Source organism: Streptomyces sp. NBC_00631, from assembly GCF_045206895.1.
In the GTDB taxonomy this organism is placed as follows: Bacteria; Actinomycetota; Actinomycetes; order Streptomycetales; family Streptomycetaceae; genus Streptomyces.
The window spans coordinates 5,574,992-5,587,984 of record NZ_CP107734.1 but is presented as its reverse complement, the minus strand read 5'-3'; the positions used below and the strand labels follow the sequence as shown (position 1 = coordinate 5,587,984).

Sequence of the window (12,993 nt, the reverse complement as noted above, 5' to 3'; positions counted from 1 at the left end):
GAAGTGCCGCGGTCCGCTTCACAAGATCGGGAGAGCAGATCGGACCGTCCCCTTTATCCAGTATTGCCGTGAGACTCTGTTAAGCGGCGATCGCTCTGCTTGTTCGGGTACGGAGTGAGCTGTCCCACCCTCTCCGCGGCGAGGCCTCACCTGGGGCGCTGCCGGAATATGGAGGCGCTTCGGACCGTCCGGGGCACGTACCCTGTTCTGTTGTGCCGAACGCCAACGAAGACACTCCCTCTGCCCTGAGCCAGGCGCAGCAGCGCGCGGTGAGCGAACTGCTGCGGGTGGCGCCCGTCGCCGACGATCTCGCCCGCCGATTCCAGGAGGCCGGGTTCTCGCTTGCCCTGGTCGGCGGCTCGGTCCGGGACGCGCTGCTGGGCCGGCTCGGCAACGACCTGGACTTCACGACCGACGCCCGCCCCGAAGACGTGCTGAAGATCGTCCGGCCCTGGGCGGACGCCGTCTGGGAGGTCGGGATCGCCTTCGGCACCGTCGGTGTGCAGAAGGAGGCCCGTGTCGGAGACGACACCAGGCACTTCCAGATCGAGGTGACCACCTACCGGTCCGAGGCCTACGACCGGACCTCGCGCAAGCCCGAGGTGTCGTACGGGGAGTCCATCGAGGAGGACCTCGTCCGCCGTGACTTCACGGTCAACGCGATGGCGGTGGCGCTGCCGGAGAAGGAGTTCATCGATCCGCACGGCGGTCTGGAAGACCTGGCACAGCGGGTGCTGCGCACCCCGGGGACTCCGGAGGAATCCTTCTCGGACGACCCACTGCGGATGATGCGGGCCGCCCGCTTTGCCGCCCAGCTCGACTTCGAGGTGGCCCCCGAGGTCGTCGCGGCGATGAAGGACATGGCCGGACGGCTGGAGATCGTCTCGGCCGAGCGGGTCCGGGACGAGCTGAACAAGCTGGTCCTCTCGGCCCACCCCCGTAAGGGACTGACCCTGCTCGTCGACACCGGCCTCGCCGACCATGTCCTGCCCGAGCTGCCCGCCCTGCGCCTGGAGAGCGACGAGCACCACCGGCACAAGGACGTCTACGACCACACGCTGATCGTCCTGGAGCAGGCCATGGCGCTGGAGGGGAACGGGCCTGACCTCACCCTCCGCCTCGCCGCGCTGCTGCACGACATCGGCAAGCCGCGCACTCGCCGCTTCGAGAACGACGGCCGGGTCTCGTTCCACCACCACGAGGTGGTCGGAGCGAAGATGACCAAGAAGCGCATGACGGCGTTGAAGTACTCCAACGAGCTGGTGAAGGACGTCTCGCAGCTGGTCGAACTCCATCTGCGCTTCCACGGCTACGGCACCGGGGAGTGGACTGACTCGGCGGTCCGCCGCTACGTCCGCGACGCGGGTCCGCTGCTGGACCGACTGCACAAGCTCACCCGGTCCGACTGCACCACCCGCAACAAGCGGAAGGCCGTGGCGCTCTCCCGTGCCTATGACGGCTTGGAGGAGCGCATCGCCGAACTCCAGGAGAAGGAGGAGCTCGACGCGATCCGCCCGGACCTCGACGGCAACCAGATCATGGAGATTCTGGGTATCCGCCCCGGCCCGGAGGTCGGCAAGGCCTACAAGCACATGCTGGAGCTGCGGCTGGAGAACGGCCCGATGCACCACGACGCCGCAGTGGCCGCACTCAAGGAGTGGTGGGCTGAGCAGAGCTGATGACGCGGAGCGGGGTCATGTTTCACGTGAAACATGACCCGGTCGCGACGCAGCAGCACGAGGCGATGTTTCACGTGAAACATCGCCTCTTTCTCTTGGTCACTGTGGCGCTGGGTGATTCTGTTGTGGCCGGCGATCGTGCTCGAAGCGGGCCATGGCCACAGCGACGGCTGCGTAGACCACGGCGACCGTGATGACGAGGACCGAGGAGCGGCCGTCCGGCGGGAGCATCAGCGCGGCCACGGCGGCGGCCCCGACGAAGGCGACGTTGAAGAGCACGTCGTACACGGAGAAGATCCGGCCGCGGAAAGCGTCGTCGACGGACGACTGCACGATGGTGTCCGTGGCGATCTTCGCGCCCTGGGTGATGAGTCCCAGGACGAAGGCGGCGATGAGCATGGGGAGGGTCGTGAACGGGAGGCCGAGGGCGGGCTCCAGTACGGCGGCGGACGCGGCGCACACGACGATCCAGCGGCCGGGGCCGAAGCGCCCCGCCGTCCACGGCGTCACCACGGCGGCGGCGAAGAAGCCCGCGCCGGAGACCCCCAGAGCCAGCCCCAGCAGTCCGAGTCCGTCGGCCGGGTCGGAGGCGAGGGCGTACCGGCACAGCATCAGCACCAGGACGAGCAGTGCGCCGTAGCAGAAGCGCATCGCGGTCATGCTGGCCAGCGCCCAGGCCGCCTCACGGCGCCGGGGCGCGGCGAGATGCCGTAGCGCCTCCAGCAGGTCACGGGCGGTGCTGATCACGGCTATTCGCAGACTCGGCTGACTGGGATGCCGGTCCGGGCCGAGAAGGTCGGGGGCCATGGTCAGGGAGGCGAGGGCCGCGCACAGGTACAGCGTGGCGCCCAGCACTACAACCGCGGCATCGGAATCCGAGGCGACCAGCCGTACAGCGAAGGCGAGGCCGCCGCCGGCAGTCGCGGCGAGAGTGCCGGCGGTCGGGGACAGTGAGTTGGCGAGCACCAGCCGGTCAGTGTCGACCACTCGTGGTAGCGCGGCGGACAAACCCGAAAGTACGAAGCGGTTGACGGCCGTGACGCACAGGGCGGAGGCGTAGAAGAGCCAGTCGGGGACGTGGCTGACCATGAGGACGCCGGTGGCCGCGGCCAGCAGGGCCCGCAGCAGATTGCCGTAGAGGAAGACCTGGCGCCGCCGCCAGCGGTCCAGCAGGACGCCGGCGAAGGGGCCCACGAGGGAGTACGGGAGAAGCAGGACGGCCATGGCCGAGGCGATGGCGGCCGGCGAGGTCTGCTTCTCCGGGGAGAAGACGACGTAGGCGGCGAGGGCGACCTGGTAGACGCCGTCGGCCCCCTGGGAGAGCAGGCGTATGACGAGTAGACGGCGGAAGTTCCGCAGGCGCAGCAGGACACGCAGGTCGCGGACGACGGGCATGGGGCACAGCCTCACATATGGGGCCGCGCGCAGGAGAAGGGTCCCCGGATCGTATGACCCGGGGACCCCTTGAGCCCTGGCAGGAGCGTTTTTTGGCGAGCTTGATCTATGGAGCTTCAGCGTCCGGCGGTGTGCCGGGTCAGCGCTCGACGTCGCCGCGGATGAACTTCTCCACGTTCTCGCGGGCCTCGTCGTCGAAGTACTGGACCGGCGGGGACTTCATGAAGTAGCTGGACGCGGAGAGGATCGGTCCGCCGATGCCACGGTCCTTGGCGATCTTCGCGGCGCGCACGGCGTCGATGATGACACCCGCGGAGTTCGGGGAGTCCCAGACTTCGAGCTTGTACTCCAGGTTCAGCGGGACGTCACCGAAGGCGCGGCCCTCCAGACGGACGTACGCCCACTTGCGGTCATCGAGCCAGGCGACGTAGTCGGACGGGCCGATGTGGACGTTCTTCTCGCCGAGGTCCCGGTCGGGGATCTGGGAGGTGACGGCCTGCGTCTTGGAGATCTTCTTGGACTCCAGGCGCTCGCGCTCCAGCATGTTCTTGAAGTCCATGTTGCCGCCGACGTTCAGCTGCATCGTGCGGTCCAGGATGACGCCCCGGTCCTCGAACAGCTTCGCCATCACGCGGTGCGTGATGGTGGCGCCGACCTGCGACTTGATGTCGTCACCGACGATCGGCACACCGGCCTCGGTGAACTTGTCCGCCCACTCCTTGGTGCCGGCGATGAAGACCGGGAGGGCGTTGACGAAGGCGACCTTGGCGTCGATGGCGCACTGGGCGTAGAACTTCGCCGCGTCCTCGGAGCCGACGGGCAGGTAGCAGACGAGGACGTCGACCTGCTTGTCCTTGAGGATCTGGACGACGTCGACCGGCTCGGCCTCGGACTCCTCGATGGTCAGGCGGTAGTACTTGCCGAGGCCGTCGAGGGTGTGGCCGCGCTGAACGGTCACGCCGGTGTTGGGGACGTCGCAGATCTTGATGGTGTTGTTCTCGGAGGCGCCGATGGCGTCCGCGAGGTCGAGGCCGACCTTCTTGGCGTCCACGTCGAACGCGGCGACGAACTCGATGTCCTTGACGTGGTACTCGCCGAACTGCACGTGCATCAGGCCGGGGACCTTGGACGCCGGATCGGCGTCCTTGTAGTACTCGACTCCCTGTACCAGCGACGCGGCGCAGTTGCCCACGCCGACGACGGCTACGCGAACCGAACCCATTCCGGTTGCTCCCTGTGTGTACGAGTGAGGCCCTGAACGGGACTCACGTGGCGGTGTCGTCGGGCGTATCCGGTCCAGGGAGATCCCCGGACCGGGGCAGGACGCCCGGCGCTCCATTGGTGGTGTTCTGCTGAGCGGCCCCCCCCGAAGCGGGACCCTTCAGGTCCCGCCCGGCCCGCTCGCTCTCGATGAGCTCGTTCAGCCAGCGCACTTCGCGCTCCACGGACTCCATCCCGTGGCGCTGGAGCTCAAGCGTGTAGTCGTCGAGGCGCTCCCGGGTGCGTGCCAGCGAGACGCGCATCTTCTCCAGACGCTCCTCCAGCCGGCTGCGGCGGCCCTCCAGCACCCGCATCCGCACATCGCGCGAGGTCTGCCCGAAGAAGGCGAACCGCGCCGCGAAGTGCTCGTCCTCGTACGCGTCGGGGCCGGTCTGGGACAGGAGCTCCTCGAAGTGCTCCTTACCTTCGGCCGTCAACCGGTAGACGATTTTGGCGCGGCGGCCGGCGAGCGGCGCGGCGAGGGCGTCCTCGGCGGTGTTCCCCGGCTCCTCGATCAACCAGCCGTTGGCGAGCAGCGTCTTGAGGCAGGGGTAGAGCGTCCCGTAGCTGAACGCACGGAACACGCCCAGCGACGTGTTGAGCCGTTTCCGCAGCTCATAGCCGTGCATCGGCGACTCGCGCAGCAGGCCGAGGACGGCGAACTCAAGGATGCCGGAGCGCCGGCTCATGGTCGCCTCCTCTCGTCCGCGGCTCGCTTATGTCGCTCTGATGTATCGACTCGATACATCCCGACGATAGATCGGCCTTCCCCGTGCGACAAGAGGAGCGACGGTGAACGGGATCACATCACCGATTCGTAGGAGGTAAGTTGCCTGATTTGGGGTGAACTTCAGGGCTCGGCGGGTTTTGGCGGTGCGTAGTCTGTGCGGCATGCACACCACCGGGAACCAAGGGACGCCTGGGGAGCGTCCACGTCCCCGGTGCAGTACGGGTGAATGCAGGACCGACCACATCCGTATTTGGGGGGGACCGGAAATCAGCCGCCGTTCCAGGCGCCCACGGGTGCGCCTGCCCGAGGAGTAATCGTTCGATGAGCGAGCACCGTCGCAAACCGCCGCCGCCGCAGGGAGGCGGACGTGCCGCGGCCCGACGCGGCCAGTCCGAACCGTCCTCCGGCCGCCGTGCGGCACCGCGAGGCGCCACCGGGTCTCTTTCCGACTCCTATGGGTCCAGCTCCTATGGGTCGGACTCGGTCCCGGGAGGTGAGGAGCGCCCGTACGGTGGCCGTGCCGAGGCACGCCGGGCGGCGCAGAGAAGCACGGGAAACAGCCGTCGCAGAACGGCCGACAACGGGAGTCGCGGTCCGGGCGGTCCCGCCGGGCCAGGGCGCGGCAGAGGCCGCGCTTCGACCGCGCCCGGCAGAAAGCGCCTCATCGACTACCCCAGGGCGAACAGATTCGGCTGGCGACGCTGGGTGCCGTCCTGGAAGCTCGTCTCCGGGCTGTGCATCACCTTCTTCGGCAGCCTGGTGGCGTTGGTCGGCGTCAGCTACGCGATGGTGACCATCCCCAACGAGAACGACGCGGCCAAGTCCCAGAACAACGTCTACTACTGGTCCAACGGCGACCAGATGGTCGCCACGGGCACGGGCGCGAACCGGCAGAACGTCACCATCGACCAGATCCCGGAGGCCATGCAGAACGCCGTGATCTCGGCCGAGAACAAGAGCTTCTACTCGGACTCGGGCGTCGACCCCATGGGTATCGCCCGCGCGCTGGTCAACATGGCCCGGGGTGGTGAGACGCAGGGTGGTTCGACGATCACCCAGCAGTTCGTCAAGAACACCTACCTCAGCCAGGACCAGACGATCTCGCGGAAGTTCAAGGAGATGTTCATCTCCATCAAGGTGGGCACCAAGCTCACCAAGCAGCAGATCCTCCAGGGCTATCTGAACACCTCGTACTTCGGTCGTGGCGCCTACGGCATCCAGGCCGCCGCGCAGACCTACTACGGCGTGGACGCGAAGGACCTTCAGCCGAGCCAGTGCGCGGTTCTCGCGGCCCTGCTCAAGGGCGCCACGTACTACGACCCCGCGGGCAACCCGGACATCGACCCCGCGGCCACCAAGGAGGCCAACTACCAGCGCTCGCACGACCGCTGGTCCTGGATCCTTGAGGAGATGCACAAGGACCAGCACCTCACCGACGCCCAGTACCAGGAAGCCGTCAAGAAGTACCCGATGCCCCAGGGCCGTAAGGCGATCAAGGGCATGACCGGCCAGATCAGCTACCTCGCCGACACGGCCAAGAAGTACGTCCTCGCGCACTCCAACATCACGGAGGCACAGTTCGACCAGGGCGGCTTCCAGATCTACACGACCTTCCAGAAGGACAAGGTCAACGCGCTGAGCGCGGCCGTGGAGAAGGTCCAGAAGGCGCGTCTGGATCCGAAGAACCGGGACAAGGACAAGTACGTCCAGTTCGGTGCCGCGTCGGTGGTGCCCAACGACGGCGCGATCGTCGCCCTGTACGGCGGTGCCGGCTACGAGAACAACCACTTCACCAACAACGCCGACACCTCCGGTGTCCCCGTCGGTTCGACGTGGAAGCCGTTCGTCCTGGCCGCCGCCATGCAGTACGGCACCTACAAGTCCTCCCCCGAAGGCGTCTCGCCGCTGAGCAAGTACAACGGCAACGACCATCTCAAGGTCATGAACGAGGACGGCACCGCCGTCCTGAACAAGGACGGCTCGACGTTCTTCCAGAACAACGAGAGCAACTATCGCTGGGGATACATCACCCTGCGCAAGGCGATGGAGCAGTCGATCAACACGCCCTTCGTACAGCTCGGCTGGGACGTCGGCATGTCACACGTGCGGGACGTGGCCAGCCGGTCCGGCATCCTCGACAGCAGCTTCGCGACCCTCAACCCGTCCTTCGCCCTCGGTACCTCGACTCCGAGCGCGATCCGCATGGCCGACGCCTACGCGACCTTCGCCGCCTCAGGCAAGCACGCGGACCCGTATTCGGTGACCGAGGTCAAGCAAGACGGAGCCGACCTGCAGGGCTTCAGCAAGCCGAAGGTCACCACCGCGATGCCCGAGAACATCGCGAACAACGTCACGGACACCCTGGAGAACGTCATCCAGAACGGTACGGGTACCAACGCCAAGGCCCTGGGCCGTACGGCGGCGGGCAAGACCGGTACCACCGACAGCAACAAGTCCGCCTGGTTCGTCGGCTACACCCAGCAGCTGGCCACGTCGGTGGCGATGTTCCGTGAGAACCCGAAGGACGCCGAGCTGCTCTCCATGAACGGCACCGCCGGCGTGGCGTCCATCCACGGTGGTGACATCCCGACCTCGGTGTGGACCGAGTACATGAAGTCCGCGCTGAAGGGCAAGAGCGACCCGGGCTTCCCGGAGGCCACCAAGGTCGGCGAGATCGCCGACGAGGCGGGGGCTCCCTCTCCGACGCCGACCGTCAGCATCACGCCGAGTGAGACGCCCAGCGATACGCCGAGCGCCACGCCCAGCGAGACGGTCACCGCGCCGTCGCCCACGGCGACGGAGACCTGCCAGTTCGCCTGGAACTGCTCGACCGACGGCGGCAACACCGGCGGCACATCGGGTACGACGTCCTCGCCGACGGCCACGGATACGACCGGCGAAGGCAACACCAGAGGCAATGCCAACGGCGGAGGGAACCTCTTCGGAGGAACGGGCGGCTAGCCGCGTTCTGACCGGTTGGTGACTATTTCACCCGCCGAAGTCTGTTTCACGTGAAACATGGGCCGCCGCACCCGGCGAGGTGCGGCGGCCCTCGGCGTATTCCTAGAGAGGTACGGCAGGATGGGCCCCATGCCCAGTGCAGAGACGACGCCCGCGGGCGTGCGCGAGCCGGAGCCGGTGCGGCCGACCAGGGAAGACGAGGTCGCCGCGGCCGGAAGTGAGCTGATCGGCGGCCCCATCGGGCGACGTGCCCTGCTCGGGACGTCGTGGTGGACGCCGCTACGGGTGGTCGTCATCGTGGCCGTCGGGATGTTCGCCCTTGGCATGGTGCAGAAGATGCCCTGCTACGACAGCGGGTGGTTCTTCGGCGCGAGTTCCCAGTACACCCACGCCTGCTACTCGGACATCCCGCACCTCTACCAGGGGCGCGGTTTCGCCGACGGTCTGGTGCCGTACTTCGACAAGCTCCCGGGCGACATGGACTACCTCGAATACCCGGTGCTGACCGGTGTGTTCATGGAGGTGGCCGCATGGCTCACGCCGGGCAGCGGCAGCATCATGCTCCAGGAGCAGGTGTACTGGTTCGTCAACGCCGGGATGCTGATGCTGTGCGCCGCCGTCATCGCGGTGTGCGTGGTCCGGACCCACCGCCGGCGCCCCTGGGACGGTCTGCTGGTCGCGCTGGCACCCGCCTTCGCCCTGACCGCCACCATCAATTGGGACCTCCTGGCGGTCGCTCTGACGGCCGCGGCGATGCTGATGTGGTCCCGGAGCCGTCCCCTTGCCTTCGGCGTCCTCCTGGGGCTTGCCACGGCCGCCAAGCTGTATCCCGTGTTCCTGCTGGGACCGCTGTTCCTGCTGTGCTGGCGCGCGGGCAAATGGCGGGAGTTCTTCGTCGCCGCGGGCGGTGCGGTGGCCGCCTGGCTCGTCGTCAACCTGCCCGTGATGATCTTCGCCTTTGACGGTTGGTCGAAGTTCTACACGTTCAGCCAGGAGCGGGGCGTCGACTTCGGCTCCTTCTGGCTGATCTGGGCGCAGAACACCACCACCCCGCCCAGCACCGACTTCGTGAACACCGCGGCCACGGTCCTGGTGCTGCTCTGCTTCCTGGGCATCGCCGCCCTGGCCCTCACCGCCCCGCGCCGGCCGCGCTTCGCCCAGTTGGCCTTCCTGGTGGTGGCGGCCTTCATCCTCACCAACAAGGTCTACTCCCCGCAGTACGTGCTCTGGCTGGTGCCGCTGGCCGTCCTCGCCCGCCCCAAGTGGCGCGACTTCCTGATCTGGCAGGCGTGCGAGGTGGCGTACTTCCTGGGCATCTGGATGTACCTCGCGTACACGACCAGCGGAGACGCCCACAAGGGCCTGCCGACGGACGGCTACCACTGGTCCATCGCCGTGCACCTTTTGGGCACGCTCTACCTGTGCGGCATGGTCGTGCGTGACATCCTCATGCCCGAGCGGGACGTGGTGCGCCGCACGGGGGACGACGATCCTTCTGGCGGGGTTCTGGACGGCGCCGAGGACGTCTTCGTGCTCGGCGCGGCGGCTCATCCCCCGCGCCACGCCTCCCAGTTCGAGGGCCCGCAGGTGGAATGGGGAAGCCGATCTTCCGCGGGTGGTTCGCTCTGAGCGAACAGCGCAGGTCTGGGTCGTGAGAAGGGCCGCACACGGACTCCGTGTGCGGCCCTTCTGCGGTCCTGCGAACGGTCAGCGGTCCATGAGACGGTCGAACTGGGTCGTGGTGTGCCGGAGATGGGCCACCAGCTCCTCGCCGACCTTCGGTTCCGGGGCGTCCGAGGGCACGAAGAGGATCGACACCTGCATGTGCGGCGGCTCGGCGAACCAGCGCTGCTTGCCGCCCCACACGAACGGAGAAAGGTTCCGGTTCACCGTGGCCAGGCCCGCCCGTGCGACGCCCTTGGCGCGCGGCATGACGCCGTGCAGGGCCTTGGGAGCCTCCAGGCCCACCCCGTGCGACGTACCGCCCGCCACGACCACCAGGTAGCCGTCAGAGGCTGCCTTCTGCTGCCGGTAGCCGAACCGGTCGCCCTTGGCGACCCGGGTGACGTCCAGGACAGCCCCGCGGTACTCGGTCGCGTCATGGTCCCCGAGCCACAGCCGGGTACCGATCCGGGCCCGGAACCGGGTCTGCGGGAACTGCTGCTGCAACCGGGCGAGTTCGTCGGCCTTGAGGTGGCTGACGAACATCGTGTGCAGCGGCAGCCGGGCCGCGCGCAGCCGGTCCATCCAGCCGATGACCTCCTCGACCGCGTCCGAGCCGTCGGTGCGGTCCAGCGGCAGATGGATGGCGAAGCCCTCCAGGCGGACGTTCTCTATGGCCGAGTGCAGCTGCGGCAGGTCCTGCTCGCTGATGCCGTGCCGCTTCATCGTGGACATCACCTCGATGACCACCCGGGCGCCCACCAGGCCGTACACACCGTCGATGGACGACACCGAGCGGATGACCCGGTCGGGCAGCGGCACCGGCTCCTCGCCGCGCCGGTACGGCGTCAGCACCAGCAGGTCGCCGCCGAACCAGTCCTTGATGCGCGCGGCCTCGTACGTCGTGCCGACGGCGAGGATGTCCGAGCCGAGCCGCGTGGCCTCCTCCGCCAGTCGCTCGTGCCCGAAGCCGTAGCCGTTGCCCTTGCAGACCGGGACCAGGCCCGGGAACTGCTCCTGCACGTGCTTGTGGTGCGCCCGCCAGCGCGCGGTGTCGACGTAGAGCGTGAGCGCCATGGCCGGACCTGGAACCTTTCTGGGTGGCTGGGCTGTGCCAGAGGACAACGGTGTGTCAGGGCTATAGAAGCACGGAGCGTGACGTCAGCGGCGCGACATGTAGATGTCGAGCGCCTTGTGGAGCAGCTTGTTCAGCGGGAAGTCCCATTCGCCGAGGTATTCGGCGGCCTGTCCACCGGTGCCCACCTTGAACTGGATCAGGCCGAAGAGGTGGTCCGACTCGTCCAGCGAGTCGGAGATGCCACGCAGGTCGTAGACGGTGGCGCCGAGCGCGTAGGCGTCGCGCAGCATCCGCCACTGCATGGCGTTCGAGGGACGCACCTCACGGCCGATGTTGTCGGAGGCGCCGTAGGAGTACCAGACATGCCCGCCGACGATCAGCATGGTCGCCGCGGACAGGTTGACCCCGTTGTGCCGGGCGAAGTACAGCCGCATCCGGTTGGGGTCCTCGGTGTTGAGGGCCGACCACATGCGCTGGAAGTACGAGAGCGGGCGCGGCCGGAAGTGGTCGCGCACAGCGGTGATCTCATACAGCCGCTGCCACTCGTCCAGGTCCTGGTAGCCGCCCTGGACGACATCGACGCCGGCCTTCTCGGCCTTCTTGATGTTGCGCCGCCACAGCTGGTTGAAGTTCTTGTGGACCTCTTCCAGCGAACGGTTCGCCAGCGGCACCTGGAAGACGTAGCGGGGCTGCACGTCACCGAAGCCGGCGCCGCCGTCCTCGCCCTGCTGCCAGCCCATCCGGCGCAGCTTGTCGGCCACTTCGAAGGCGCGCGGCTCGATGAAGTCGGGCTCGATGTCGCGCAGCCGCTTCACGTCCGGGTTCTGGATGCCCTGCTTGATGGAGTTGGCGTCCCAGCGCCGGATGATCACCGGCGGACCCATCTTCACCGAGAACGCGCCCTGCTGCTTGAGGTGGGCCAGCATCGGCTGGATCCACTCGTCGAGGTTCGGCGCGAACCAGTTGATGACCGGGCCTTCGGGCAGGTAGGCGAGGTAGCGCTTGATCTTCGGCAACTGGCGGTACAGCACCAGGCCCGCGCCGACCATCTCGCCGGTGCGGTCGTCGAACCAGCCGAGGTTCTCCGAACGCCATTCCGCCTTGACATCGGCCCAGGCCGGGACCTGCATGTGGCTCGCCGCCTGCAGACTCTGGATGTACGCCAGATGCTGCTCGCGGCTGATGGTCCTCAGGGTCAGGCTCATGTCGGGGCGCTCCTCGGGCTGGTGTGTCCCCATGGGTACAGGGGCTCCGGCTCTCGCGCCGAAGCCTACTGCGCCTTGTCCACGACCCGACTGGGCGTACACCACCTACGCCCCGGCTCCTGTCCGGCCGGGGCGCTCCACGGTGCTGTTGAGGGCGCCGGACTCAGCCGAACAGGCCGCCGTGCGCCATACCGATGAAGAAACCGATGCCCGAGGCACCGAGACCCAGGATCAGACCGAAGCGCTCGCGCGTGGTGATCGAGATCCACTGCCCGTACAGACCGGTGAAGATACCGATCAGGCCGGTCCAGGAGCTCAGCAGGTGCAGGCTGTCGAAGAAGCAGGTGATGAAGGCGATCAGCCCGAGCACGAGCGTCACTGCCATCAGTGAGTCCTGGAGCGGATGGGTCTTGCCGTCGGTGGCGAACAGGGATCCGGCGGTGTTGGGTCGCAATGCCTGTGCCATAGGGCACCTCCTGCGGAAGGCGGCGCATCGTAGCGCCGTACACACCCGATGCGTACAGATTGAGGGTCCCGGCGGCCTGATTTCAACCGGAAGCGTGTGTGCGGGTACTCTGTACCCTCTGCACCGGTGTCTGCCCACGCCCTGACCGGGATCCCAGCGGGAACCCCCGAATGTCAGTGGCGGCCGATACCGTTGCGCACGCATCACAACCCTCCTGCCACGGAACGACCGTGGCCGCTGAGTCCAAAGGAGGTGGGTTCCACATGCGTCACTACGAGGTGATGGTCATCCTCGACCCCGATCTGGAGGAGCGCGCTGTCGCCCCCCTGATCGAGAACTTCCTCTCCGTCGTCCGTGAGGGCAACGGAAAGGTCGAGAAGGTCGACACCTGGGGCCGTCGTCGTCTCTCGTACGAGATCAAGAAGAAGCCCGAGGGCATCTACTCGGTCATCGACCTGCAGGCCGAGCCTGCGGTCGTCAAGGAGCTCGACCGCCAGATGAACCTGAACGAGTCGGTCCTCCGGACCAAGGTCCTCCGTCCCGAGACCCACTGAGCT

General features: G+C 67.4%; 10 protein-coding genes. 4 read left to right on the top strand and 6 right to left on the bottom strand.

Annotated elements, in window-relative coordinates; translation table 11 throughout:
- Positions 1-212 precede the first annotated feature (212 nt).
- Complete coding sequence (locus tag OHB00_RS25635; protein ID WP_406437912.1) at positions 213-1,679, top strand: CCA tRNA nucleotidyltransferase; 1,467 nt, start codon at positions 213-215, stop codon at positions 1,677-1,679.
- A gap of 99 nt (positions 1,680-1,778) precedes the next feature.
- Here the strand turns inward: OHB00_RS25635 and OHB00_RS25630 are convergent, their stop codons facing one another.
- From OHB00_RS25630 to OHB00_RS25620, 3 genes are all read right to left on the bottom strand, one after another.
- Complete coding sequence (locus OHB00_RS25630) at positions 1,779-3,074, bottom strand: MFS transporter (protein ID WP_406437911.1); 1,296 nt, start codon at positions 3,072-3,074, stop codon at positions 1,779-1,781.
- A gap of 139 nt (positions 3,075-3,213) precedes the next feature.
- Positions 3,214-4,296: an inositol-3-phosphate synthase gene (locus OHB00_RS25625; protein ID WP_406437909.1), complete on the bottom strand. Its 1,083-nt coding sequence runs from the start codon at positions 4,294-4,296 to the stop codon at positions 3,214-3,216.
- A gap of 43 nt (positions 4,297-4,339) precedes the next feature.
- Complete coding sequence (locus tag OHB00_RS25620; protein WP_406437907.1) at positions 4,340-5,023, bottom strand: PadR family transcriptional regulator; 684 nt, start codon at positions 5,021-5,023, stop codon at positions 4,340-4,342.
- Between the two features lie 746 nt (positions 5,024-5,769).
- On the opposite strand from OHB00_RS25620, the gene OHB00_RS25615 reads away from it, so the two are divergent.
- Both OHB00_RS25615 and OHB00_RS25610 read left to right on the top strand, forming a co-directional pair.
- Positions 5,770-8,025 carry a transglycosylase domain-containing protein gene (locus OHB00_RS25615; RefSeq protein WP_406437905.1) on the top strand — a complete coding sequence of 752 codons (2,256 nt, stop codon included), beginning with the start codon at positions 5,770-5,772 and terminating at the stop codon, positions 8,023-8,025.
- A gap of 129 nt (positions 8,026-8,154) precedes the next feature.
- On the top strand, positions 8,155-9,654 hold the full coding sequence (locus OHB00_RS25610; RefSeq protein WP_406437903.1) for a glycosyltransferase family 87 protein: 1,500 nt from the start codon (positions 8,155-8,157) through the stop codon (positions 9,652-9,654).
- 78 nt (positions 9,655-9,732) lie between these two features.
- Here the strand turns inward: OHB00_RS25610 and OHB00_RS25605 are convergent, their stop codons facing one another.
- The 3 genes from OHB00_RS25605 to OHB00_RS25595 form a co-directional block, all read right to left on the bottom strand.
- Positions 9,733-10,764: an alanine racemase gene (locus OHB00_RS25605; RefSeq protein WP_406437901.1), complete on the bottom strand. Its 1,032-nt coding sequence runs from the start codon at positions 10,762-10,764 to the stop codon at positions 9,733-9,735.
- Between the two features lie 84 nt (positions 10,765-10,848).
- Complete coding sequence (gene femX, locus OHB00_RS25600) at positions 10,849-11,970, bottom strand: peptidoglycan bridge formation glycyltransferase FemX (protein WP_406437900.1); 1,122 nt, start codon at positions 11,968-11,970, stop codon at positions 10,849-10,851.
- 163 nt (positions 11,971-12,133) lie between these two features.
- Positions 12,134-12,436, bottom strand: a complete 303-nt coding sequence (locus OHB00_RS25595) for a hypothetical protein (protein ID WP_406437898.1) — start codon at positions 12,434-12,436, stop codon at positions 12,134-12,136.
- A 263-nt stretch (positions 12,437-12,699) separates the two neighbouring features.
- On the opposite strand from OHB00_RS25595, the gene rpsF reads away from it, so the two are divergent.
- Positions 12,700-12,990, top strand: a complete 291-nt coding sequence (rpsF, locus tag OHB00_RS25590) for a 30S ribosomal protein S6 (RefSeq protein ID WP_005482942.1) — start codon at positions 12,700-12,702, stop codon at positions 12,988-12,990.
- Positions 12,991-12,993: the final 3 nt, after the last annotated feature.

Bases quoted from the DNA above. Each gene is read 5' to 3' on its own strand.
- OHB00_RS25630 (WP_406437911.1), bottom strand. From the start codon at position 3,074: ATGCCCGTCGTCCGCGACCTGCGTGTCCTGCTGCGCCTGCGGAACTTC.
- OHB00_RS25625 (WP_406437909.1), bottom strand. From the start codon at position 4,296: ATGGGTTCGGTTCGCGTAGCCGTCGTCGGCGTGGGCAACTGCGCCGCG.
- OHB00_RS25620 (WP_406437907.1), bottom strand. From the start codon at position 5,023: ATGAGCCGGCGCTCCGGCATCCTTGAGTTCGCCGTCCTCGGCCTGCTG.
- OHB00_RS25610 (WP_406437903.1), top strand. From the start codon at position 8,155: ATGCCCAGTGCAGAGACGACGCCCGCGGGCGTGCGCGAGCCGGAGCCG.
- OHB00_RS25605 (WP_406437901.1), bottom strand. From the start codon at position 10,764: ATGGCGCTCACGCTCTACGTCGACACCGCGCGCTGGCGGGCGCACCAC.
- femX (WP_406437900.1), bottom strand. From the start codon at position 11,970: ATGAGCCTGACCCTGAGGACCATCAGCCGCGAGCAGCATCTGGCGTAC.
- OHB00_RS25595 (WP_406437898.1), bottom strand. From the start codon at position 12,436: ATGGCACAGGCATTGCGACCCAACACCGCCGGATCCCTGTTCGCCACC.
- rpsF (WP_005482942.1), top strand. From the start codon at position 12,700: ATGCGTCACTACGAGGTGATGGTCATCCTCGACCCCGATCTGGAGGAG.